The organism is Methanobacteriaceae archaeon (assembly GCA_013403005.1).
GTDB lineage: Archaea > Methanobacteriota > Methanobacteria > Methanobacteriales > Methanobacteriaceae > Methanobacterium.
Map to the genome: position 1 here is coordinate 1 of JACBOA010000020.1, position 24,792 is coordinate 24,792.

General features: G+C 38.0%; 29 protein-coding genes. 6 read left to right on the forward strand and 23 right to left on the reverse strand.

Annotated elements, in window-relative coordinates; translation table 11 throughout:
• Window positions 1-552 precede the first annotated feature (552 nt).
• The 22 genes from HVN35_10760 to HVN35_10865 all read right to left on the reverse strand — a co-directional run bounded on the left by HVN35_10760 (window position 553) and on the right by HVN35_10865 (window position 18,339).
• Complete coding sequence (locus HVN35_10760; protein ID NYB53020.1) at window positions 553-819, reverse strand: DUF3194 domain-containing protein; 267 nt, start codon at window positions 817-819, stop codon at window positions 553-555.
• 121 nt (window positions 820-940) lie between these two features.
• Window positions 941-1,297: a prefoldin subunit beta gene (locus HVN35_10765; protein NYB53021.1), complete on the reverse strand. Its 357-nt coding sequence runs from the start codon at window positions 1,295-1,297 to the stop codon at window positions 941-943.
• Window positions 1,298-1,493: 196 nt separating this feature from the next.
• Window positions 1,494-1,763 (reverse strand): hypothetical protein, encoded by a 270-nt coding sequence (locus HVN35_10770; GenBank protein NYB53022.1) that lies wholly within the window; start codon window positions 1,761-1,763, stop codon window positions 1,494-1,496.
• A 4-nt stretch (window positions 1,764-1,767) separates the two neighbouring features.
• On the reverse strand, window positions 1,768-2,331 hold the full coding sequence (locus tag HVN35_10775) for a Brix domain-containing protein (protein ID NYB53023.1): 564 nt from the start codon (window positions 2,329-2,331) through the stop codon (window positions 1,768-1,770).
• Window positions 2,332-2,471: 140 nt separating this feature from the next.
• Window positions 2,472-2,603 carry a DNA-directed RNA polymerase subunit P gene (locus tag HVN35_10780; GenBank protein ID NYB53024.1) on the reverse strand — a complete coding sequence of 44 codons (132 nt, stop codon included), beginning with the start codon at window positions 2,601-2,603 and terminating at the stop codon, window positions 2,472-2,474.
• Entirely contained in the window at window positions 2,604-2,873 is a 270-nt protein-coding gene (gene rpl37A / locus HVN35_10785) for a 50S ribosomal protein L37Ae (protein ID NYB53025.1), read from the reverse strand.
• A 217-nt stretch (window positions 2,874-3,090) separates the two neighbouring features.
• On the reverse strand, window positions 3,091-3,891 hold the full coding sequence (locus tag HVN35_10790) for an exosome complex protein Rrp42 (GenBank protein ID NYB53026.1): 801 nt from the start codon (window positions 3,889-3,891) through the stop codon (window positions 3,091-3,093).
• Window position 3,892: 1 nt separating this feature from the next.
• Window positions 3,893-4,618: an exosome complex exonuclease Rrp41 gene (locus HVN35_10795; protein ID NYB53027.1), complete on the reverse strand. Its 726-nt coding sequence runs from the start codon at window positions 4,616-4,618 to the stop codon at window positions 3,893-3,895.
• 31 nt (window positions 4,619-4,649) lie between these two features.
• The gene (locus HVN35_10800) at window positions 4,650-5,372 is read right to left on the reverse strand and encodes an RNA-binding protein (protein ID NYB53028.1); all 723 of its coding nucleotides are present in this window, start codon (window positions 5,370-5,372) and stop codon (window positions 4,650-4,652) included.
• A gap of 33 nt (window positions 5,373-5,405) precedes the next feature.
• A complete protein-coding gene (locus HVN35_10805; GenBank protein ID NYB53029.1) occupies window positions 5,406-6,101 on the reverse strand; it encodes a ribosome assembly factor SBDS in 696 nt (231 codons plus the stop codon).
• Window positions 6,102-6,104: 3 nt separating this feature from the next.
• Window positions 6,105-6,860: an archaeal proteasome endopeptidase complex subunit alpha gene (gene psmA, locus HVN35_10810; GenBank protein NYB53030.1), complete on the reverse strand. Its 756-nt coding sequence runs from the start codon at window positions 6,858-6,860 to the stop codon at window positions 6,105-6,107.
• 79 nt (window positions 6,861-6,939) lie between these two features.
• On the reverse strand, window positions 6,940-7,317 hold the full coding sequence (locus tag HVN35_10815) for a ribonuclease P (GenBank protein ID NYB53031.1): 378 nt from the start codon (window positions 7,315-7,317) through the stop codon (window positions 6,940-6,942).
• A 58-nt stretch (window positions 7,318-7,375) separates the two neighbouring features.
• The gene (locus tag HVN35_10820; protein NYB53032.1) at window positions 7,376-8,143 is read right to left on the reverse strand and encodes a ribonuclease P; all 768 of its coding nucleotides are present in this window, start codon (window positions 8,141-8,143) and stop codon (window positions 7,376-7,378) included.
• Window positions 8,144-8,216: 73 nt separating this feature from the next.
• A complete protein-coding gene (locus HVN35_10825) occupies window positions 8,217-8,648 on the reverse strand; it encodes an RNA-binding protein (GenBank protein NYB53033.1) in 432 nt (143 codons plus the stop codon).
• Window positions 8,648-9,193 carry a 50S ribosomal protein L15e gene (locus tag HVN35_10830; GenBank protein NYB53034.1) on the reverse strand — a complete coding sequence of 182 codons (546 nt, stop codon included), beginning with the start codon at window positions 9,191-9,193 and terminating at the stop codon, window positions 8,648-8,650. The genes HVN35_10825 and HVN35_10830 overlap by 1 nt, the downstream gene beginning before the upstream one ends.
• A 370-nt stretch (window positions 9,194-9,563) precedes the next feature.
• Entirely contained in the window at window positions 9,564-10,256 is a 693-nt protein-coding gene (locus tag HVN35_10835) for an MBL fold metallo-hydrolase (GenBank protein NYB53035.1), read from the reverse strand.
• A 222-nt stretch (window positions 10,257-10,478) separates the two neighbouring features.
• On the reverse strand, window positions 10,479-12,536 hold the full coding sequence (locus HVN35_10840) for a PAS domain S-box protein (GenBank protein ID NYB53036.1): 2,058 nt from the start codon (window positions 12,534-12,536) through the stop codon (window positions 10,479-10,481).
• Window positions 12,537-12,836: 300 nt separating this feature from the next.
• The gene (gene kdpC, locus HVN35_10845) at window positions 12,837-13,391 is read right to left on the reverse strand and encodes a potassium-transporting ATPase subunit KdpC (protein ID NYB53037.1); all 555 of its coding nucleotides are present in this window, start codon (window positions 13,389-13,391) and stop codon (window positions 12,837-12,839) included.
• Between the two features lie 56 nt (window positions 13,392-13,447).
• A complete protein-coding gene (gene kdpB / locus HVN35_10850) occupies window positions 13,448-15,496 on the reverse strand; it encodes a potassium-transporting ATPase subunit KdpB (GenBank protein NYB53038.1) in 2,049 nt (682 codons plus the stop codon).
• An 89-nt stretch (window positions 15,497-15,585) separates the two neighbouring features.
• Window positions 15,586-17,280: a potassium-transporting ATPase subunit KdpA gene (gene kdpA / locus HVN35_10855; GenBank protein ID NYB53039.1), complete on the reverse strand. Its 1,695-nt coding sequence runs from the start codon at window positions 17,278-17,280 to the stop codon at window positions 15,586-15,588.
• Window positions 17,281-17,708: 428 nt separating this feature from the next.
• A complete protein-coding gene (locus HVN35_10860) occupies window positions 17,709-17,861 on the reverse strand; it encodes a hypothetical protein (protein ID NYB53040.1) in 153 nt (50 codons plus the stop codon).
• 157 nt (window positions 17,862-18,018) lie between these two features.
• Window positions 18,019-18,339: a carboxymuconolactone decarboxylase family protein gene (locus HVN35_10865; protein NYB53041.1), complete on the reverse strand. Its 321-nt coding sequence runs from the start codon at window positions 18,337-18,339 to the stop codon at window positions 18,019-18,021.
• A 234-nt stretch (window positions 18,340-18,573) separates the two neighbouring features.
• Between HVN35_10865 and HVN35_10870 the strand changes: the two genes are divergently transcribed.
• The 4 genes from HVN35_10870 to HVN35_10885 are packed head-to-tail and all read left to right on the forward strand — an operon-like array spanning window position 18,574 to window position 21,435.
• Window positions 18,574-19,638 (forward strand): M28 family peptidase, encoded by a 1,065-nt coding sequence (locus HVN35_10870; protein NYB53042.1) that lies wholly within the window; start codon window positions 18,574-18,576, stop codon window positions 19,636-19,638.
• 51 nt (window positions 19,639-19,689) lie between these two features.
• Window positions 19,690-20,271: a hypothetical protein gene (locus HVN35_10875; GenBank protein ID NYB53043.1), complete on the forward strand. Its 582-nt coding sequence runs from the start codon at window positions 19,690-19,692 to the stop codon at window positions 20,269-20,271.
• A 55-nt stretch (window positions 20,272-20,326) separates the two neighbouring features.
• Entirely contained in the window at window positions 20,327-20,869 is a 543-nt protein-coding gene (locus tag HVN35_10880; protein ID NYB53044.1) for a hypothetical protein, read from the forward strand.
• Between the two features lie 53 nt (window positions 20,870-20,922).
• Window positions 20,923-21,435 carry a hypothetical protein gene (locus tag HVN35_10885; protein ID NYB53045.1) on the forward strand — a complete coding sequence of 171 codons (513 nt, stop codon included), beginning with the start codon at window positions 20,923-20,925 and terminating at the stop codon, window positions 21,433-21,435.
• Between the two features lie 88 nt (window positions 21,436-21,523).
• Here HVN35_10885 and HVN35_10890 read toward each other — a convergent pair whose 3' ends face one another.
• Entirely contained in the window at window positions 21,524-22,045 is a 522-nt protein-coding gene (locus HVN35_10890; GenBank protein NYB53046.1) for a hypothetical protein, read from the reverse strand.
• Between the two features lie 175 nt (window positions 22,046-22,220).
• Between HVN35_10890 and HVN35_10895 the strand changes: the two genes are divergently transcribed.
• Window positions 22,221-23,333: an ABC transporter permease gene (locus HVN35_10895; GenBank protein NYB53047.1), complete on the forward strand. Its 1,113-nt coding sequence runs from the start codon at window positions 22,221-22,223 to the stop codon at window positions 23,331-23,333.
• A gap of 322 nt (window positions 23,334-23,655) precedes the next feature.
• Window positions 23,656-24,771, forward strand: a complete 1,116-nt coding sequence (locus HVN35_10900; protein ID NYB53048.1) for an ABC transporter permease — start codon at window positions 23,656-23,658, stop codon at window positions 24,769-24,771.
• The last annotated feature ends 21 nt before the right edge of the window (window positions 24,772-24,792 follow it).

A 24,792-nucleotide genomic window follows, 5' to 3' on the forward strand; every position in this document is an offset into this window, starting at 1 on the left:
TTCAAGACGTTTTTTGCATTTATAAACCAAAAAAAAACCTTAGACTTTAAGGAAGAAAATAAACAATAGAACCTTAACATTAAGTATTTAACCATATATTATGCTTCAAAACTGTAAAGTAAAAAAAACTCATGGAAGATCAAAAAAAAACTTAGAATGAAAATAAATAGATTTAAGAATTATTCAATTCTTTTTGACAAAGATTTCAAACCTATGCCAGAGCTGATGATATGTGCGACTTCCTCCGCACCAGTAAAAGTACTTATTCACAAATGGCCGAAGTAATACTGGTATGTTCAAAAATGGATTATTAAAAATAGACTTTATGATAAGTAATTCTGAAACATCCACATGCTGAAAGCGAATCCACATTCAAATTCAGTTATGATGAACTGGCTGGTTGTATATAAAAGAACTCTGCCACCAGAAATTCAGGAACTCATTCCTAGAAAAGGAGAAAAAGTAAAAAAATAAAAAAAAAACGAAGCATCTTGAAAATCCAAATTAAGGATGTATTATTAGTCAAAATTGGATGAATAGAATAAATAGAAATTAGGACATCTTTTCAATCTCTTTATCAATCTCATCCAGAGCTACTTCGGCAGCTTCATCAGCCAGAGTATCTTCTGCCTTTGAAAGTTCATCCAAGAATAGTTCCACTTCAACATCAACATCTAAGACGTCTTCCTGGTTAAATTCAACTCTTAACTCCATATCTAGAACTTCTTTTTTAGATACTTTGGAAAAAATATAGTTTTCTGCGGCTACTGCCGCAGCTTCGGAGAGTTTCTCCATTTCTTGGTCTGTGAGTTTTTTCAATCTTTTAACCTCAGCCTCATTAAAATACTAATAAAATACTAATCTCTTATCTGTTACTTCTTTAGGTAGCGACTTTAAGTATGGAATTATTTTAGACTCAAACTTTTCATCTTTTTATGTATTAATTACCCATACCCGGCTGCATCTGCATGGCATCCTGCAGGGTTTCCTGCATTTCCTTTAAGCGTTTCATAACCCTTTCTTCCTGTCGTGCCACAGTTTTTTCTCTGAGTTTAAGGGTTTCTAGTTTCTCTTCCATTTCTTCAGTTAGTTCGGCCTTGGGCATTTTAATTAACAGGTTTCCAGCAGATTTGTAAACTTCAGCATCATCTTCCACTTTTTCCAGTTCTTCTAATGCTTTTTCTGTTTCGCGTATCTGCAGATCCACACTCTGTTTCTGCATGGTTATGGCCTGTGCTTGCTGTTGCATTTGCTGGAACTGGGCTAGTTGATGTTGGATGTTCTGGGGAATTTCCATATTTATCACCTCATATTTTGTAAGTCAGTAAAAACTGTAAGTCAGCTAAAGAGTAATTTCATCTAAAAATATTTCTATTTTTTTTATATGATTGTTTTTTTATTTTAAATTCGGATTTTTATTTCCAAATAGTGATTTATCTTCATTTATCTAATATTATATGTTTAATTTAAGATCCTGATTATTTTACCTAATATTATTTGTTTAATTCAAGGACTTGCTGGGAAAGTATAACCCATCTGAGGTAGGAATTGATTGCTGCTCTCATGGATGCAGAATCCTGTGCCTTGATGTCAATCGTGAGTGTTTTATTTTCACAATTAATTTCAGTTATGGTTCTCTCTGAGGGGGAATCACTTATCTCAGGATGGATTGCAGAGAAGACAATTTCAGCTTCTTTTTCAGAGTCAAATTCTATTTCAAGCTGAGTTTCAACTTCTCTAAGAGGTTTTTTAAGAGTTTTCATCTTTTCATCTTTTACTATTCTCATCTTCCAATTTACACTGATGTAAGTAGATGCGTGGCCCGCATGGCTTACCACTTGCATCAAAAAATTCCATCACCGGGGTAGATTTTTTCTGGTGGGTTCTGATGATGAGTAGATTACAATCAGATTTTACTTCCCGATATTTGAGTTTCTGTTTCTGCTTAAAAGACAGTTTTTCGTAGTAATCAGATCTCGATTCTTCAAGGGGAATACCAAAAATCCGGCTGATGATCTTCTCTAATTCATCTACTTGACATCGAAGACGCAGATCATCCTTCACTATCCTTCCTTTGGAAGGTGAGAAATCCACACTTATTTTTAGGGTAGCGAATAATTCTCCATCCCTGTAAACTTCCATACCATTGGGATTTCCATCTCTTTCTGATACCACTGCCACCTGGTTGGTTCCCATTTCACCGGCCTTCAAAAAGACATCACGCAGACTCATCTTGCCCCGGTTAATGCAACGAGCTTTTAATACCTGTTCTAATCCTCGGCAGAATGTTCTTGTTCTCTGGGATGGTTTTCGAGAAGTGGTGATTAACATACAATGATACGAAACTTTACTGGGAAATTTAATCTTGAAAGGATGTCTGCAGCAAAATATGCTGAATGCAGATCTATCCGGGTTAATCTTCTTTTAGATATTTTATTCTTTTAAATACTAGCTACCCTAAAACTTTTAACTTATCGAGCTTTTACAACCCGTTTAACAGGTGGTATCTCTTTGAAAAGAATCCTGTATCTGCAGCTGGGACATTTGGATTCTGTGTATCCTTTGATATCCACCAGTGTCCCGCATTTTGCACATTTATACAATTATAAACCTCCAACAATCCTCTTAATGTTTCTTGCGGCGGTTTTACCCATGGGGGTGTGGGGTAGGTATGCTCCGCCTGTGAATACTGCACCGCATTTGCGGCATTTCCAGATTCCTGCAGCCTGTCTTTTAACTCCAGGTCGATCACATTGAGGGCAGATGTGATTCTTTTTCATGTTTTCTTCAATGGATTTTACGGTTCTCTTTGCTTTCCTACCGTATCTGGCTCCGAATCTGCCAGTTATACCTACTTTTTTAGTTCTTGCCATAATTATCACCTTATTGTTGTTAAATTTGATTTTTTCAAGGTTATTTTTTAGTTATTGAATCAGGGTGGGTGTTTAAGTGAGTATAGTTTATTATCAAATTGAATTAGTTGAATTAGGGGGTTGTTTGAAAGTTAGATTCACTCCAATCAACCCTATATACATTTTCGATTTTTCAATAAAAAACCAAACTCGTCTTCGTAAAAAAATCCACCATGAATTAAGCTTGTGGAAGGTACTTTCGAAGTTCTTCCGTCTTGGTCTGGGCTATTCCAATGGCCTTCATGATTTCTTCACGGGTAAATGGAACTGATCCGCCTTTCTGAGTAGCACAGACCGTGCCATCAGCCCGTACACCTATGGATATGCGGGCATCTAAAACATCATCTTCCTCCAGGGAAGGGTCCACTACCAGTTCCCCACCGATCTTGGCCATGGTACACATGAGTGGTTGTTCCTTGAGGGGTATGGGAATCATTTTTTCATAGTCAATTACGATTTCATCATCTTCAATGGTGGTGCTGGGGACCTTAGCATCCATTAGGGCTGCTACACTGCCTAACACTGCTGCGTCAAATAGGTTGCCATCGTAGTCCAGAATGTGCAAGTCTAGGAATATCATCCACACCTTCTTCCCTGGAATGATGACCAGTTTTTCCAGGTCAACTACTTCCCCTTCCCTAATGCAACGGTCAGTTACCCGGGCCAGTTCCACAGAACGTTCATCTGGGGGGCCTGGTTCGAAGTTTGGTGCTGCCATGGGTACCAGTTCAGAATTGGTTATTAAAACACCCACATTGGGTGTGTCAGGGAATGGTTCGCCTATCTGGGGCTTGGCACCCACTATGATCTGGGTATTGCCCAGTTTAACCTTGGCTGATCCTTCCGCTTTTTTAATTATGCCTGTTTCCAGGCTAATTTCCCGGTACTGGTCCAGGGCCCTTCCATCTGGTCTTTCTCCATTTTTGATGAGGTTGGTGATACTTTCTTTTATGATCTCGGGGACTATGCTCTGCACCATTCTAATCACCGCCGTATCTGTTTTTTATGGCGTTTTTCTGTTCTTCACCTATGATCTGGCATCCTTTTATGGCCAAATCCAGGGCCTGTTCATACTCTTCAGAGGTGAGATGTCCATCCATCTGGAGCAGGGTTATATCCCCAGTTCGGGGCATCATGGCTATGGGCATGTCTGCTTCTCCTTCTTTGTCCTCCCACTCAGACAGGTCCATTATTACCTGTCCATCGGATTTACCTGCTGCGCAGGCTGCCACCATATCTCTCATGGGTATACCTGCATCTGCCAGTGCCACGGATGCTGCGGTGATTCCTGCACATCTAGTCCCCCCTTCAGCCTGCAGTACTTCAATGAATATGTCGATGGTTGATCTGGGGAATTTCTCCAGGAATACTGCAGGGTTTAGTGCTTCGGCAGTGAGTTTGGATATTTCCACTGATCTGCGGTCTGGTCCGGGTCTTTTCCTGTCCTCCACTGAGAATGGTGCCATGTTATACCTGCAGCGCAGGATGGCCATGTTGGGTTTTAATAACCTGCGAACATGCAATTCTCTTGGACCGTAAACTGCTGCCAGTACTTTGTTATCACCTATTTCCACATAGGCTGATCCATCTGCTCTTTCCAGGATTCCTGCCTCAATTTTCAGGGGCCTCAGTTCATCAAAGGCCCTTCCATCAGGTCTTTTTTTAGTGGTGGAAGTTGTTAAACTCCCTTTATTACTGTTTCCCATTAATTTACTGGTTAGAATAATAATCACCCCTTTATTGGATTAACTCTTCTTCAAATTCTTCTTCTTTCTCTTTTTCTTCAGTTTTCTTTCCAAGTAGTTCCAGTAGCATGTCTCTAATTCGATCAGTGAGTCCGGAGGTGTGTGCTTCATCTTCTATGGTTTTAACAACTTTTTGCACCACTCTTTCCATTTCTGGTTTTCCTTTAACCCAGACCACGCCATTTTGACCCACAACTACTTCACAGTGGGTTTGGTCTTTGATCATGTTGATCATGGATCCTTTTTTACCTATGAGTCTTGGAACTTTGGTGGGTGTGATGTAGATGAGTATTCCTCCCCGGAATTTACCAAGTCCTCTGCCTTTAAGGCCCAGTTTAACCTTTTTTACCTCATCAACATCAACCACTCTCAGGAATAGAACATCTCCCAGATCGAATGCTCGATTTAATTCTCTTTTTTCCTTACCGAAAACTTCGGCTGCAGGGAGAATTCCAGAGTAAGGTGAGTTGATGTCCAGGTTCCACATGGAGAATCGGATGTCACTGATTTGTCCAATGACCACATCTCCTCTTTTAGGGATATATTTACTCTGTAAGGGTATAACACTAATTTTTTTGTCTCGAACAGCCACCAGGCCAACCAGAGAAGAGCATACTTTGTCTTCTTCCTTGAATGTTCCTCTCCCCGAGTGATAATCCCCTTCTGCCAGTACTTCACCTGGAACTACAATCTGTTTATCTTCTACTAATAACACGTTATGCCTCCTTTATAGGCTAAATGAGAAGTTTCATTTTAAGAGTTTGGTTTCCGCCTTTCCATGGGTAAGCTCGGAGAGTTTCTGATAGAAATTATCCTGCATACCTCCCGGAATTTCCACTACTGCAACCCATGATCCATCTGGTTGCCATTCTTCTTGGAGGGTTTTTCCAAATTCAGGTATGATTCCATAAACCCTTCCTGTATCTTCTCCAGGGATGTGGATGGCAACTTTTACCTTTTCCAGTCTAATGGGTATCAGTCTACGGATGGCCTTTAGGGTGATATTAACCTGCTCATCCACGCTTTTAAAGGGATCTGCCCTGATTTTAGCCTCTTCCATGGCTATTTCGATTCTTCTTGCAGGGTGAGGGAGTTTAGTTTGTGGATTTATTGCTTCTCGGGCTATTTTATCCACGATCATCCTTCTTTTTTCCTCCTGCATATCCCTTCGCTGCTGGGCTGTCAGTTGCACTTGTCCTTTACGAATTATGGTGGCAGCGGCTTCCAGGGGGTCGGTAGTGTGGAAGGCCTTATTCATGGCCTCTTCAGATGCTTTATCCCCCTTTTTTGCATCCTTGAAAACCTCTTCTACAGCCAGTATATCTTCAATCTTAATATCTTCTCCCCGTTTAAAATCAGATGCTAGATCTGGATCTACAAAAATCTCAAATCGTTCCCCGTAATATTCCAGGCGGGCAATAACGGCATCTTCCAGGGCTATCATAAATTATTCCTCTTCTTCCTCACCTTCCTTGGATTTGCGTAGAAGAAGTTCCTCAACATGTTCTTCTATCTCGTCTTCGGTGAGCTTCCGATATTTATGAGTGGACTCTTCTATAACGGCAATTTCAACACTTTCTTTGGTGGTTTTACCCTCGGTTGCTTCATAAATCGCATCTAATGCCAGTTCCAGGGCTTGATTGAGTTTCATGTCTTCACTGTAATTTTTCTCAAAGACTTCCATGGCCATAGCCCTGCCAGCACCGATAGCAGTTGCCTTGTATTCAATTAGAGCACCACTGGGGTCTGTTTCAAAGAGTCGGCATCCATTATCCTTAACTCCTCCAATTATCAGTGCAGAACCGAATGGTCGTACTCCTCCATGTTGGGTGTACATCTGTTTCAGGTCACAGATCTTTTTAGCCAGCATCTCCACTGGTATGGATTCGTTGAAGGTGATCTTGTTGATCTGAGACTCCATTCTGGCCTGTTCAATGAGTTTGCGGGCATCAGCCACTAAACCTGAGGTGGCTGCTCCTATGTGTTCATCGATCTGGAATATCTTTTCAATGGAGGTGGGTTCCACCAGTTTGCTGCTGGGTCTTTTATCTACCACCAGCACAATCCCCTCGGATGATTTCACTCCTAATGATGTTGTACCTCTTTTTACAGCTTCTCTAGCATATTCAACCTGGAATAACCTTCCGTCTGGGCTGAAAATAGATATACCTTTATCATATCCTGCTGCTGGGAACGGTTGCATATATTATACCTCTTTCAAATTTTTTTTAGATAAAATAATGAATCTAATTAGTAACAGTTTCTAAAACCATTTATACATTTTAATCATTTGCTGGTTTCAATTTAATAAAGTTTGTTATTGCTCCTTTGATGGTTCCGGATATTCCTAGAGTCATGAAAACAACCCTCTTCCCCCTGAAACTGGTAATTGTAGGAATCAAAGCCCTGGTAGCTTCAATTTCATCCCTCCTGCATCTGATAATCCCTTTTATAGTAATTTTATCATCTGATGGACAATTCCACACCTTAATAACCCATAATCCCATTTTACTGGTACCACACGCACCGTAAAGATCGTTAGATGCATCCTGAACCAGTTTGATGATATCCTCCTTTTCTAATGGAATTTCTGAGTAGGCCTGAAATGCCAGGTATCTCTTTTTATCCCTTAAATGGGAGGGTAATATTTTAAGTTTCATAAACCCCATTATCTCCTCTCTAATTTCAAAACTGACATATCCAAATATTATTTGAACATCATTCTCTGATTAAACGTACCCCCTGAACTATGACCTGATCCCTGATTCTATTTCTATCAATAATCTTTTGAGGAGTTGTTGACAGAGCTTCGTTTGCCTCATTTTTGGTCATTCCAAAACAAGAGGCCAGGGCAATTACATCCCGTGGATTTCTAAGATCATAAATAGATTCAGCCCCACTGGTGATGATTACAGGAAACTTGTATTTACGATGCAACTTCACAATGGAACGGAACTGGCTTAGAACCCGGTGACGTTGATTTGGTCTGGTTAAAAGATAATATTTAAGGTTCAACTCTATAGCAACCTGATTTTCAGCTGCTTTAGTGGCTAAAACATGATTTATACCAGCATCATATCGGCTGCGGTAGGGGTGGCATAAAATGTCAATTCGGGGGTCCTCAGTGGCTGCTCTGTTGACTTTAAGGTCACCACCATGGACCAGGATAACATCAGACCTTTTTCTAAACTTTTGAACCTGTTTTTTAAGATCTGAAGGATTCTTGGCCAGAATTTCTACACCGATGAGCACAGATAACTGTTTATCCTGTTTGAACTGTTTCAAATTCTTTTTAATACTTTTAAAAGCTTCATACTGGTTTTTACAATCAGATGAGTGTGAAGTTTGAAAATTTTCCAAAGAAATTTTCTTAGAATCTTTGAAATGGGTGCTACGAGAATTTTTAGAAGAATATCCTGATGATTTTCCAATAGAATGCCTTTCATAATTGGAAACAGAATCTCGAGAAGGTATTATCAGAGCCATGCCCTGGTAGCCCATTTTTCCAGCTTCCATGGCTAATAAAGGTTCTGCGCGGATGTGAAAATCAAAAAACATCCTAACACCTGTCATCCTTGAACAGCTGTCGGGCCACTTTGATGGCCTCTTCTTTGCGAGAGGGATAGGCGGCTATTTTTAGTTTTACATGGATAGCATCGCCGTGGTCCACCAGTTTCATTTCTTCCAGGAAGGCACGCTGTTTATCAAATCTAAGAAAAAGGTTTCCTCTCTCATCAATCCGGTCTTCAAGCTCCCTCAACATCCTTTTTTTAGCTGAAGGTTTGAGTGAATTTAGTTTCTCCAGGAATTGTTTTATTTCCCTTTTTTTGGTGATTTTTCCCTGGAGAATGATAACCTGATTCTTATGGTATCCTTCAGTGATTTCCTTTTCAATCTGGGCTGTGGGGAGGAGGTTATGTATAGCCTCCCTCACCTTCTCTTCGTTCTCAGTTGAATAAACGAATGCCCGGTAGGAGAGGTTATGTATCATTACCTTAATTTCTCCGCTCCTTTACCTTTATTGCGAAGACCCCTGTTTTTCTTACCTTCACTGGTCAAACCACGATATACTCGTCCAGTATGGTGTTTTTCACAGATCCAGTTGATTTTAGGATCGTTTTTTATGGACGGGTGGTTAGGATCCACCAGAATGACTTCGAAGAATTTGAATTTTCCATCTTCCCATAGCCAGTATGAGTTTAAAACTTCCAAGTTAGGGTATTTTTTAGCTACTCTTTCTTCAGCAATGCGCTGAATGGATTTTTTAGGAGTAATCTTCTTAACACCCATCCTTTTCGGCCGACGACCAGCAGTGAAACGACTTTTTCTCCTTCCACCACGACGCACCCTGGTTCTGACAACTATGTATCCTTTTTTGGCTTTGTATCCCAGAGATCTTGCCCTGTCAAGCCGGGTTGGTCTTTCTATTCTCTTAATTACACTATCTCGTCTCCATTCAGGAGCTCTCTCTTGCATTAATTCTTTTACGTAAGATTCGTCTGGATTTTTCCAGGCTTCTTTTATATAATTGTACATTAAATACACCTCTTTTTGTTCAGCTTTTCGCCACATCCATGGGACCGGGTCCCAAAAAAAGTAGGTAATTAACACGCCAGATTGGCGATAACACAATGTTGATCACATACCCTTAAAAAGGTTGTGCTTGATTTTGCTGATGCATTTAGTGTCTTTAAAAATAGCTAAAAAATAGCTCAATGGAAAAAAATAGGATTTATGAGTTTATAATAATATAAATTTAATAAAAATCAATTAATGGAAATCTTGACCATAAAATACCAACTATTCTTAAAAATATAAGGCCTAAAAGATTCACCAAACTTTTTTACCCATATTAAACTATTATTTTAATAATTCAGTGCTTTTAATTGGATAATGTTTATTTTGATTATTCTAATTGGAAACTTTCCCCCATCCCTAGAATAACTACATTCATATTAGATTCTGACTTATCCTGGTTTTGTTCAATTTTTTTCTTAAATTGCTCAGGATCTGCGTCTTTTTGATGCATGGGGATGATTGTTTGAGGATTAATGGTAAGGGCAGCTTTTATTGCTTCATCCACATCCATGGTAAAAACACCTCCCATGGGCAACAAAGCAACATCAACCTGCGGGAAGTCATTCATTTCAGGTATGAAGTCTGTATCTCCAGCATGATAGAAAGTAAATGAATTAAAGGTGAATATATAGCCCACTCCATCACCTTTATGGTGCAATTTTCTGGTGGAATTTCCTTCTGGAGTATTGTAGGCATTGACAACTTTCACATTGATTCCATCAATTTTTAATTCATCTCCAGGTTTAACCTTCTGGAAATTTCCCCCAATCCTATCCTGACATTTCTCCGGAGCTAAAATAGTTGTATCTGACTTTTGAATCTGGGAGAGTGCCTCTTCTTGGAGATGATCCATGTGATGATGGGTTACCAGAACAATATCAGCCCTTTCTTTTAATTCTGATTTTGGTATTTCCTGATTTTCTAAGTAACCAGCATACCCGGGGTCAATATGTATAACCTTATTATTGGCTTTTATTTTAAACCAGGAATATTTAGACAAGCATTTGATAGATACAGACATTTATTAATCTCCTTTTAAAAATAAATTTGGCCAATTTTCCCTGATTATAACTTGAAAACTAGCCATGCCAGTAAAATGTTAATCTTTTTTGGATCATATAATTCCATTTATTTATCTGAGAACAAATTTTATGCGGATCAAATAGACTTCACTTGTATAGTAATCGTTAAATCAGTGCCTAAATGTAAATTAACCTCTAATAACACTTTTTTAGGTAAGTTACTAAGTTTTTTCAAATTCTGCTTTTTCTTTGAAGCTGATCTCAAATTTTGTTCCTGCAGTTCTATCCAATTTTATGTTGGCACTGATTTGTTCGGATAAACTGTAGATTAACATTAAACCCAGTGAATCTGATTTTTTAGGGTCGAATCCTTCTGGGAGGCCAATTCCGTTATCACTGACTGTTAATTTTAATTTCTTTTCCCCATTTTCAGTGTAAGGATGGAAATCCACCTTTATTTCACCAGTTTTATCCCCGGGGAAGGCATATTTTAAACAGTTGGAGAGTAATTCTGTGATTATTAAACCCAGGGGAATGGCTGTGTTTACATCTAGCATAACCTCATCCACGTTGACATCCATTTTCACACGTTTAGGATCTGCAGAGTAGCTGTAGAAAAGGTTATTAGCCAAGTTGTTTATGTATTCACTGAATTCTATTCTTTTAAGATCACTGGATTGATAGAGGCTTTCATGAATCATGGCCATGGATTTGGCACGGTTTTGACTATCTTTAAATATATCCCGGGCAGCTGTATCCTTAATGTATCGTGATTGTAGGTTGAGGAGGCTTTGAATTACCATTAAATTATTTTTCACACGGTGATGGATCTCCTTCATCATGAGATCCTTCTCTTTCAAGGATTTTTTCAGTTCTTCTTCCAGTTTCTTCCGTTCAGTGATGTCTCTGGCCACCAGCTGAACAGCCTGCTGACCATTATAAGTTATAGGAGCATCCCCCACCTCAATATATTTCACCTGACCATCTTGAGAAATTATTTTCTTTTCAACGAAACCTAACACTTTCCTTTCAACCAGAACTTTATTCCAACGCTTTTTAGCCAGTTCAACTGAATCCGGATGGTAGAAGCTGAAAATATTCTTACCTAAAAGAGCATCAGGGTTATCAAATCCGTATATTTTGGCTGAGGCCTTGTTGGCAAAAACAATATTCTCACCAATCACCACTAAAATTGCATCTGGAGAAAGTTCTGATAAATTTTTATAACGTTCTTCACTTTCACTGAAATCCTTTTCAACTCTTTTAAGTTTACTTATATCCTGTATTGCAATTAAACGTCCTTTAAATTCATTATTATCGTATAAAAGTGTGCTTTGGACTCTTATCCAGATGTTGAAGGGATCTCCAGCATATACTACTGATTCTTCCTCTGGGTTCTGGTAAAATTTCATTAAATCTGGTAAGTTGTCCATTAGTTGTGTAAAATGCTTACCCACATCACTGGTGGTAATTCCAATCATTTCCGCAGCAGGGTTAACATCAATCAACTTATCTTCTTTATCAAAAACCATGAACCCGTTTTTAATGGTGTTAAAAAGTGTTTCATAAGCGATAGGCCTTATTCCCAGTAAAGAAAATTTGAAGATTGACACTGCCATGAGGAATCCGGAAATGGTAAGTCCAAAGGGAGTTACGTCTAATCCAGGGATGCCAAGGATATCTGTATTGTACAATACACTAAAAACCAGGGGGATGAATCCGCTGAGTAAGAGTATCAGAATTTGATTATGGTAAATGCGGGGTGATTTCATTAATAATCGCAGTAAGATGACAAATCCCAGTATTAAGAGTAGGAAACTGTAGCCAATGTTTATCCAATAGCCCAGTCCATGGGCATAAATCAAAAGTGCCCCGGTTGCATCAGATGTGGGAGTGATGCTGGGCCAGATGAGTCCGTGGAAATTATTGGTGAATGCCAATACTATAATTACCAGGGGTAGAATCATGAGGGTCCCGATATTAGCAGGTTTAAGGTATTTTCCGTATTGCCCATATTCTAAGATTAAAATGAACCATAAAGGGGCAGCAGTGGCCACCCCAATATAACTTATTTGTATCCAGAATACTTTAGCCCCAAAATCAGAGCTCAGAAATTCCAGGGCAGAACCCAAACACCAGAAAAACACAGAAAACATTAGAAGAGAGAAATAGAAATACAAATTGGAAGAACGCTTCCTCAGACTATAAATCGCCAAATATAATAATATTAGGGCACTAATTATTAAAATAATGCCTAAAACAAGTTGCTGAGCAGCCATGTGAATCAGTCCCTATTAATATTCAACAAATATAAATCAAAGCACTTATACTTATTTGTATCTATTCTGCTAAGATATTATTTTTTTCCATTTTATGGAACTAAAGTTTATGGGTGTTGGACTGTTCATCAAAATTTTTAAATTCTTTATTATGGTCTTTTCACCATACTAGTCTCTCAAAAATAATTCTAAAACTTAAAATATCGCTTATTTGACAATTTAATTTATATTTTCCCATATTTTTTAATTATATTAATTTGAGTCATATATTATCGTATATTTCCTAGAATTTCAATTTTTTTATATAGAATCCAGTGCCAAATTCAATTTTAATACATTAACCATCCTGCCACCACCTAGTAATGGATATTCAATATTATCATTTATTATTTTAATGATAACTGATTTGTCTAATGCCCTGGAACTGGATATGCGAGAGGCTTGTAACATAGCAGATTCAACACTTATATAAGGTTCAAGACCACTACCTGAGGTGAGAACTATGTCCGCAGGAACAGTCTCATTATTATTCAATCCATTTTCTTGTCTGAATTCCATCAACGACTCCTTAACGCGGATAGTAAGTTTTTTATCATTAGGAGCTAAATTAGAACCACTGGAATTAGAGGCGTTATAATCAACTGCAGAAGGCCTTCCATGAAAATATTTAGGACTCTGGAAATTTTGACCAATAAGATTGGATCCAATAATTCTACCATCTGATTTAATGAGATTCCCATTGGCCTGTTCTGGGAATATGATCTGAGAGATTAAGGTCATGGAAAGTGGGTATATTAAACCCAAAAGAATTGTAAGCAATAGAAATAAATATATTGACCTTTTGATTTCTTTCATCTTCAATACCTCTTAAGCATTTATCCATGATATTTGGAAGGGGCAGTGATTGATTACTATGTACGTATCAGTCCAATGAATTCAACAACCATATTGATAAGTTTTATGCCTATAAATGGAAAAATTAACCCTCCAAATCCATAGATAGCAATATTTATGGCCAGCATTTTTGGAATTGATGAATAATGACGATATTTAACACCCCTAAGTGCTAAGGGTATTAGTAAAGGAATTACAACAGCATTAAAGATAACTGCTGATAAAATAGCACTTTGTGGTGGATAAAGATCCATAATATTGAGACGACTCAACGTTGGTTCTGCTGCCATAAAAAGAGCAGGTATAATGGCGAAATATTTAGCCATATCATTGGAAATACTAAAAGTAGTGATTGCACCACGAGTTATAAGAATTTCCTTACCTATCTCCACCACGTCCAGTAACTTTGAGGGTGAAGAATCCAGATCAATCATATTGGCAGCTTCCCTGGCGGCTGCAGTTCCTGAACTCATGGCTATGGCCACATCCGCCTGAGCAAGAGCCGGTGCATCATTAGTACCATCACCAATCATAGCCACCAAATTTTGATTTTCTCCAGCCTGATACTGTTTAATAACCTCCAATTTCGTTTCAGGCAACGCCTTAGCTATATAGCCATCCAAACCTGCCTCATTAGATATGGATTTAGCTGTTAATTCATTATCTCCAGTTACCATAATACTTTTAATACCCATTGTTCTTAAATGTGCTAGTCGTTGAGCAATGTTCTTTTTTAACACATCTTTTAGCCTTATAACCCCTAAAACTTTCTCTTTATTAGCTACCACCAGAGGTGTGTCACCCTTGCGAGCCACATCCTCAGTAATCTTAACTAAGCCAGAAGGCATTGCAACTCCATTTTTTCGGACGTAATTTTCAATAGCAAGAGTATCTCCTTTTCTAATCTCGCATGAGGCGAAATTAACCCCACTCATACAAGTTTCTGGAGAAAAAGGTAAGAATTCAGATTCAGCAGGTGTCACAGGCTCAATATTATTTTTATTCAGTATTTCACGGGCCAATTTAACAATACTCTTTCCTTCTGGTGTTTTATCTGCCAATGATGAAATATATGCGGCTTCGGTAAGTTCTATTAAATTAGAATTTTCTGCAGGAATGAATTCCGTGGCTCTTCTGGTTCCCACAGTGATAGTACCAGTTTTATCAAGTAAAACCACACTTACATCTCCAGCTGCCTCCACAGCTCTACCGGAAAGTGCAATGACATTATGATCATGAAGTCTGTCCATCCCAGCAATCCCAATGGCTGGTAATAATGCTCCAATGGTGGTGGGCATGAGACATACGAGTAATGCAATTAAATCAGTGCCTGTAGTATTAATACCCACATAATCAGAAAAGACTGGAAGAGTAAGAACTACCACTAAAAAAACAGCAGTTAATCCTAGAATAAGAATTTCCAGAGCTTTTTCGTTAGGTGTTTTCTCACGGGTGGCACTTTCTACCATGCTGATCATTTTATCTAAAAAGGACTCACCAGGGTTCACTGTTATCTTGATTTTCACTTCTCCTGATACTAATTTAGTTCCACCGGTAACACCACTACGATCACCTCCAGATTCTCTTTTCACAGGAATTGATTCTCCAGTTACTGTGGATTCATCTACTAAAGCTGTGCCTTCAATAATGTCCCCATCATCGGCTATAACTTCTCCCTCGCCCACGCAAATAATATCCCCCTTGACTAGTGAATCGGAGCTAACAGTTTTAATACTTCCGTCTTCCAAGATTTTTCTGGCTTTGATTTCACTTCTGGCTTTTTTTAACGATTCTGCACGGGCTTTACCATGGATTTCAGCTAATGCTTCTGCAAAATTAGCGAAGATTACAGTGAACCATAACCAGAGACTTACCTGAATGTCAAAAGAATAATCAACTCCAATAAACAGCTTATAGATGGTGATGATAACCGTGGCTAAAGCACCCATTTCTACAATGAAAATAACCGGGTTTCTGAAAACTTTCAAGGGGTTCAATCTTATTATTGATTCTTTTAGGGCCAAAGTTGCTTTTTCCCTTTCAAATATCCCAGCTTCTTTTACCATTGCGCATTCCTCAGAATTTGCTTTGATTAATCTCTCTGTTTATTGAATCCAGCATATTTTTTTATTATTTCTCTTCTCGTTTTTTATTACTAATTAACTGTCAACAGGAAATGATCGAGTATAGGACCTAGTGCAAAAACTGGGAAGAAAGTTAAAACACCTACAATAAATATCACTGCTGCTAGTAAGAGTGCGAAAAAGACGCTTGTGCTGGGGAAATTTGCTGATGTTGCTGGTAAGATTCCTTTTTTGCTCACGGAACCTGCGATGGCAAGTGCCAAAATCAAAGGTACGAATCTTCCAATTAACATGGTTAGGGCTGTGATCAGGTTATAAAAGACTGTATCCACGTTTAAACCACTGAAAGCAGATCCATTGTTCCCAGTAGTAGAAGCGAATGCGTATATGATCTGAGTCAGTCCATGGGGAGGATAGTTCGCATGGGAAAGGTTAACAGTGACCAGGATGGCTATGGCTGACATTACAAGTACAACTGAGGGAGGGAGTAAAATTGCCACCACTGTTAATTTCATCTGTTCCGGTCCCAACTTTTTACCCAGATATTCTGGGGTTCTGCCAATCATAAGACCCGATATGAACATGGTCAAAATAACATAAAATAATATGCCAATCAATCCAGAACCAACTCCTCCGAATATCACTTCACTGCTTGCAATGTTAAAAAGGTATACAAGTCCGGTGAGTGGCATGGAACTATCAAACATGAAATTAACCCCACCATTGGATACAGCTGTAGTTGCTGACCCCCACAACACCGAAGAAGTTACACCAAATCTTAGTTCTTTTCCCTCTAAATTCTGTCCAGAAACTCCTATACTGGCCAAATTAGGGTTTAATATATTCTCTGCCCATAGAGCAACACCTAAACCCAGGATAAAGATTATGAAAATAGCCATAAACAGGGATAAACCCTCTTTCAGATTCCGGACCATAAATCCAAAGGTGAAAATTAAAGAAATAGGTAATAAAAGTATGGATAGAGATTCTATGAAATTACTAATGTAGTTAGGGTTTTCGAAGGGATGTGCACTGTTGACATTGAAAAAACCACCACCATTGGAACCTAACAATTTTATGGCTTCCTGTGAGGCTACAGGTCCCATTGATAATTGTTGCACTCCCCCCTCGATTGTTACTGCAGTAATAGAGGGATTTATGGTTTGCACCACTCCCTGGGAAACTAGCAATAGTGCTAATAGGACAGAAATAGGTAGCAAAACATATAAAATAATTCTAGTAATGTCTACCCAAAAGTTTCCCAGATTATCTGATTTATTGTTAGTAAATCCTCTAATTAAAGCTAGTAACGTGGCAATTCCCACAGCAGCGGATAAAAAATTCTCCACAGTCAATCCCATCATCCGGGAAAGGTAACTCATGGTGTTCTCTCCACTGTAGGATTGCCAGTTAGTATTGGTGACAAAAGAGATGGCAGTGTTTAAAGCTGTATCCCACCGAACACTTGGCAAATTATCAGGATTTAAAGGCAACCAACCCTGCAGGATAAACAGAACAAATAAAAAGACAATCCCGAGAAAATTAAAAACTAATAAAGAATATGCATATTCTTTCCAATCCATCCCTTCATCTTCATCAATATCACATATTTTATATACAAATTTTTCCACTGGCTGAATAATTGGCGATAAAATAGTTTTTTTACCAGTGAAAATTTTGAACATGTATTTACCTATTAAAAAAGCTAAGGGGATTAATATAACGAAAAAAAGTATCAAATAGACTATTTCATAAGTAATTAATATGCGCCCCCAATGTAATTTCTCATTACCTTATTTTAATTTCTTTTTGTTATCATTTATAATGATAGGTGTTGACCTTTTAAAGACCCTGGCAAACCACTTAAACCAACTAAAAAAATATAGGGCTTATTAAAAAACAGGGGATTTATTATATTTCTGAAGATGGGTTAAACTATCTTCAGAGTATTGAATTGATTTTTAAAAAAGTAAAACTATGGAAATGAAAAGGAAGAAAATAAAACAGCGAAAAAATCTTGCCAAATCTTTTTTTTAGAGTGGAAATAATGAATTAAGAAATAATAAATAATTAAGAAATATGGTTTATATCCTCTTAATTTTCAAGAAATAAGATTACTTGTCTATTTTTTCACAATTATCTGATGAAGGATTATATAAAATATATTTCTTCAATTTCGTTAATCTATTGTTCGTTAATCTATAGTAGTTCGAACTGTACTGATATCCTCGGTGGATGTAATTCCAGCTCCCTTGATTTTGGGAATGGAAAAGGATATGGAAATAGTGGAAGGATAACTGACTGTTTGGCTAGACACTGTTTGCCCATCAGAAAGGATATGCCACATCCAACAATGTCAGAAGTTCGTTCATAACATATCCTCTGACAGATTAAAGACAGCAGATTAAAGATAGGTTAAGTTTTATACAACCTAAAGCTAACTCAGTGCTTAAAAACTAATTCTTCATCTATTTTAGGCTATAAATTCAAAAAAAATGAAGGGATTATTCTGTAATGTCATAGAGTATTTTCATGGCTTTGGTGAATGGTGGGTTGCCTGAGGTTAAAAGAACCACTCTTAGGACGTCTACAATCTCATCCCTAGTGATATCAAATTCCTTCATGGCACTCATCATCTGTTTTTTCATTGCCCTATCATCAGAGGCTGCAGCAGTTATTCCGAGTGCAATCAGCTTCTGTGTACGGTAATCTAAGACTTTACCTGTGTATGCCGCTTCATTCAACTCAACTACTGCTTTAAAGATATCAGGATAGTCCTTTTTAACATGAGCCATTCCTTTACCATAAAAAACATCTTCTTTCATCTTTTACATCCCCCTTAAATGTTAATTAATTTATTTTATCGTCTTTAATTAATATATACTTATCCAAAACCTTTATTAGACCATTAGGGGAATTAAATCTTTCTTCAAAAGAATATGAATAATCTTCTAATTAAACTCTAGAGAAACATATGTCCATGATTACCGCAAACTACAATTTCTTTAATTAAGAAATAAATTCAGAAGATTAAATTAAGGATTAAATCAGGTTATGGAATGTGCAAAAAATTACATATATTGATGATTACAGTACTGCTTTTAAGCGGATTTTTCCTGGAATCAGATTGTGTATTTGGACAAGAAGAACTAGTATCCCATGTCAAATACATATCAACGGATATTGGTCCCAGACCTGCGGGTTCTCCTAATGAAGAAAAAACAGCACAATATCTCTCTGATCAATTTAGAAAAAATAACCTTAAAACGGAAATGAAACAATTTAAATATTTTTCATTGAATTCAGAGGACATAAAAACATCATATAATGTCATAGGCACCATAGAAGGCATTTCTAATAAGGAAATTATAATTTGCGCGGATCTTGATACAGTACAAGATTATATGCTAGGACAATACACATCTGGTGCCAATGACGATGCAACTGGACTGGCAATTCTCATAGGCCTAGCCCAAAAATACAAAAATAAGAAGCCTTTCTACACCATAAAACTTATTGGTTTCGGTGCCAGTGAAGATAGTTTCACATTTCCATTAATAACCCCTAAAAGAACAAATTTATCTCCGGATGCTTATTATCAAATAGTTTATCTTCCTTATCTTGTTGGAGCCCGCCAGTACCTACTAAATAATCAAGAATCTCTAAACAACACTGTTGCGGTCATAAGTTTAGAGGCAGTTGGAATAGGAGATCCTTGTGTGGTGTCCAAAGATTATTATGCTAATAATAATCAGCTTTTTGTTGATTTTTTGGTATTAAACGCACGTTTAAGTGGTATTAAAGCATATAAAATTGACTTTATGGCCAGTCAGAATTTCGAAGGCAGAGAGGGTGCTATTAGTCATGTTTACCTTCCATTTTCCATTGCTAAAATTCCTTCCACCTTCATTACTTGCATGAATAACCCCAACAGTACCTCAAACATCCACAACACAGATAAAGAAATACCAGGTTACCTTTCAACTGATGATACCTACGATAAACTTGTTAAATATAACAATAACCAAGAATCATTAGAATCTCACCTAAATATAATCCTGAACCTGGTTGATGAGAGTATAACAAAGATATCTCTTTTTAATATCATATCTGGATTTAAATAATAGTTTAGACATAAATTATGACATACATTAAAGATTAATGGGGTGTCTTAAATGAAGTGGGAAGAAAGTTTGAATATTTTTTTAGGAATACTCCTGATTTTTTTAATGTTGAACACTGCTTTTGCAGATGATGGGCCGATTATTGATAAGAACCAGGCACAGGCCATTGCTCAAGACTATTTAAACACTCATGGATATTCTTCGTATAAAGCTGTGGCCACTGATACCTTACTAGCCAAGGTTAAGGAGATATCCACTGGTAAGATTTATTGGATGGATGCTGGTCAGGCTAAAAGTGAAGTTCGTGAAGAAAATCCAAAAATCAATTTGGTTTTAAACTTTGTAAGAGTGGTTAATGTTTTAGACAAGAATGGGCAAATTGTGGGTAAAATCTACGTAGATTCCTACAATAATGTTGGTGAAATTGTTTACAAGGAGCTTCCAGGAAGCAGTTCCACAGAAGGAGACAGTGGCACTGGAAGTGGTGGGAGCAGTGGTGAAGATTTATCATATAATGGAACTGGAAATGGTAATAGGGATTCTGAGGGAATCTTAGGAACACTTCTAAACCTTTTAAAGAGCATAATATCATTCTTCCAGCAAATATGGATATCAATCTTTGGAGGTCAATAGCTACCAATCTTTGGGTCAATAAATGGATAAAAAAATTAAAAATTGGGGGGAAAAAATGAAACTAAAAATTAGTTTAATAATTTTACTTCTAGTTCTTTTACTTTCTGGTTTCTCCTACGCAGACTCCGGACCAAATATTGAAGCCAGTCAAGCAAAAGCCATCGCACAAGACTACTTAAATTCTCATAATCTGCCTTATACTGCCCTAACTCCCGATATTCAAACGGACTGGAAAGCTAAAGTCAAGGTAATTGAAACAGGCGAAGTTAAATGGGTAGTCTTTGGTGAAGCCAAACAGGATGCCATGGATGGAACAGGTAAATATGAAGTGATTATGGATGCTTGGTTCGTTGAGGTTCAGGACAAAAATGGTAACAGCATGGGCACTATCTGCGTGAATCCAGAAACTGGAAAGATCATAAGCGTTGATCTGAAAGAAAAAAAAGAGGGAGGTTCAAATAATGTTGATTTGACCTACAATGGAACTGGAAATGGAGATGAAAATTCTGGAGGAATATTAAAGGTTATTCAGGACTTTTTTAATGGAATTATATCCTTTTTTCAACAAATATGGACCTTAATATTTGGAGGTAAATGAATCAGATTAAAACAAAAGTTCATCTAAAAAAATAGGATTTGAGGGGGTTATAAATGAAAAAGATAATTGTCTTATCCTTTCTACTAATCATCCTGACAATTGCTTCCTCGGGATGTAACAATTTAGATAATAATCAAAATACTACTACTGAGTTAAACAGGACCGGTTCAGGTACTGGATCAGGAAGTGGTTCAACTGGAAGTGATGGTGGCTCTGGTGAAAAATCTGAGGGCGATTTAATTGATTCTGGGAAAACCACCGGTCCTGAGGGAACATTGGGTGGGGGTAACTTCACCTATGTATGGAAAACCTACAAAGTTAATTCCAACAAGCTGATCATCTACAGCACATACTACGAAGCTAATGGTTACACAGTAGAACAAACAAACACACTAGAAAAATCGCCTACTAATCCGGAAATGCTAAATGTGGTAACTGTAGTGCCAAAAGTCACTGGAAGAGATAGTTGGCAGCACGTAACAGGTAATTGGGACTATGAAAACCTAATAGATTATTACTGGAATGTTTTCAGACCAAATTGGTTGATGGATGGTCCAATACACTAAAATCGTCCTGAAACTACTCTTTTTACCCATTTTTTTAATATTTTTTTGTTAATTATTTAGCTTACTATGAACATAAAAAAAAGAAATATTAGGGTACACTGACACTTTCGGGAAGTTTTCCACTGGACTTATACTCAGTTAACACCTTCACAAATGTTCTCAGAAGCATATCCGGGGGGAGATCATTTGCACCAACTTCATACACTCCAATGTAATTAGGAACCTTATTATTTTGTTCCATCCACTTATAGGTACGTTCTGCCATATCCAAATATTCTTTTTTGGCAATTCTGGCTGAATTAACAGTCCCAGAAGGGTCATCAGCTTTTTGGAATGTTTTTATGGGTATATTACCTTTCTCACCGTTATTGATCATTACTATTCCCCTGGCAAATATATAGAGGCACTGATTCATGTTGAGGTTAACACCTTTAAATTGTATGCTACTGATGGTGCCTGTTGATTTTGATACATCATAAGCCAGATTAGGAACTTCAGATACTGGAATGCCTGTGCTTTCAGAAATCTGAGTATCATTTTTACTGGAACATCCTGAACAAGTGATTACCAATCCCACAATTATTATTGCCAGAAGATATACACTCTTCATCCTATGCCACCCCCAAAGGTTTAACATTAACAAAAAATATTTTATTCTCACTCCATATTAAATGGTGCAGATCACTATTAGGTTTTAAAGAACTTTAGGATTAATTTGTAGGTAATGATTAGGCATTGCTAGGATTAGATTATTTATAATATCCTTGGAAAACAAAAACAGTATTATGTCATTTTTAACCTTCATCCTCAAAAACCCCTTTCGCAATAAAACTCGCAGTGCACTGGCTATGGTGGGTATTGCCATTGGAATTGCCACCATCATCGCCCTGGGAATTGTGACTGATGGTCTCAAGGAGTCCACCCAGAACACCCTCAAATCAGGTGGTTCGGATTTCACTGCGACCGAGGCTAATTCACCAGGCTTGGGTTCCAGTAAAATCGATGCAAAGCGTGTTGATGATTTGAAGAACTTTACTGGGGTGGATAATGCAGTGGGAGTGCTTATTATTAACCGTGCTGTTGACGGGGAACTGTTCATGGTTATGGGAATCCAACAGGAGAACCTGAAAGTTGGTGAAATAAACATTATTAATGGCAGGGAGTTCACCGAAAACTCTGATGAGATAATCATAGGTAAAAGAGCTTCTCAGAGTTTGAATAAAACTGTTGGGGATACCATCCGGCTTTTTAGCAGGGATTTTAAAGTTGTGGGGATCTATGAAACTGGGAGCATGTGGGAGGATGCAGGGTCATTCATCTCCCTTCCCCTACTCCAGGAATTAGGTGAGAAGCCTGATCAGGTTTCCATGATCTTTATTAAACTAAAAAACAATGCCAGTCTGGAAGAAGTCACCAGTAGCATTGAGAAAAACTACACTGATGAACTGGTAACCATCAAGACTGTTGCAGACTTCAACCGGGTGAACAAGGGATTGGAAACTATTGACACTGCTTCCTGGGCCATATCACTCCTGGCAATACTCATTGGTGGTATTGGGGTGATCAACACCATGGTAATGTCTGTTTATGAGCGTACCCGGGAGATAGGTGTCCTTAAAGCATCGGGATGGAAAAATAGAAGAATAATGATTATGATTATGGGTGAGTCTGTAGTTCTAACCCTGGTATCCTATATCATAGGTTTGATCATAGGCATAGGTGCTGTGGAAGTTATTTTATCCACCCCTACAATGGGAGGTTTTATAGAACCTGTTTATTCTTTAGAACTCTTTATAAAAGCTCTTCTAATAGCGTTTCTGGTAGGTTTAGTGGGCGGGCTTTATCCCGCATTTAGAGCGTCTCGATTAGCACCCACCGAAGCCCTGCGTTATGAATAATTAGATGTGAGAAAAGTTAGACGACCATAAGTTTGTTAGAATCCCCTAAAGAAACTTTTATAAACTATTAAACCCTATTAAGGATTCATAGAATCATAAAAAGATCAAAGGAAAAAAATCCAGTAAAAAAAGTTTAAATAATCAGGTAGTGAAAATTAAGAAAGTTGTCAGGTTGAAAAACTCAAATACCCTGAACATGACTAATGGTAGGAATCAAAAAAAACCAGGATAAACTTTAAAATTAAAGACTGCAGGGTGAAGGTGAAAAAAACCATCCAATAGATATATTTAAGGTTGAATAGTATGGTTAGGGGGCCAGTAAATGTCATTTTTAGGTTTAATTGTTAAAAATCCATTTCGGAATAAAACCCGTACTGCTCTAGCCGTGGTTGGTATTGCCATTGGCATTGCCACCATTGTGGCACTGGGAATTATTACTGATGGATTGAAAGCTTCTACTGAAGAAACTCTGAAGGCAGGAGGCTCGGATTTTACAATTGTGGAAGCCAATGTTTCGGATATGTTCTTCAGCAAGATTGATGAAAGCTACATCAACAAAATTAAAGAAATAAATGGAGTGGATGACACAGTTGGAGTTTTAACTGCCGTGCAACCGGTTAATAACAACCCTTACTTTGTTATAATTGGAATTGATCCAGCCAAACTGACTTTAAGTGATTTGAAAATTACCTCAGGCGCATCTTTCTCATCAGCAGATGCTAAAGAAGTGTTAATTGGGAAGGTGGCCTCTCAGAAACTAAACAAAACCGTAGGAGACAGCATTACCCTGGGTAAAGAGGATTATAAAATTGTGGGTGTGTTTGAAACGGGTGATCTGCAGCAGGACGGGGGCACCTACATGTCCCTGAAGAATTTGCAGGCAATTGAAGAGAAAGAAGACAAGGTAACCATGATCTACGTTAAGATCAAAAAGGATGCCCAGGTGGAAGATGTGACCAAATCCATTGAAGACAAGTACGGTAAGGATATAACCACCATCGCATCACTGGAAGACCTGCAAAGTGTTGACCAGGGATTAAACACCATTGACACTGCTTCCTGGGCTATTTCTCTTTTAGCCATCGTCATAGGAGGCATAGGAGTAGTAAACACCATGATAATGTCTGTTTATGAGCGTACCCGGGAGATAGGAGTTTTGAAGGCTGTGGGTTGGAAGGATAGGCGAATTCTGGCCATGATACTGGGAGAGTCTCTGGTTTTAACCCTGGCAGCTGGTGTTGTGGGCATCATCATGGGTTTGGTGGCCATAGAGATCCTGTTGGCTCTGGGTATGAGTGGATTCATACAACCAGTGTATTCTCCTGAGGTGTTCCTGCGAGGTCTGGGAGTGGCCCTAGTGGTGGGACTGATTGGTGGTTTTTACCCCGCCTACCGGGCCAGCCGTTTACCACCAACAGAGGCGTTGCGCTATGAATAATAAGGAAAATATTGTGGAAAT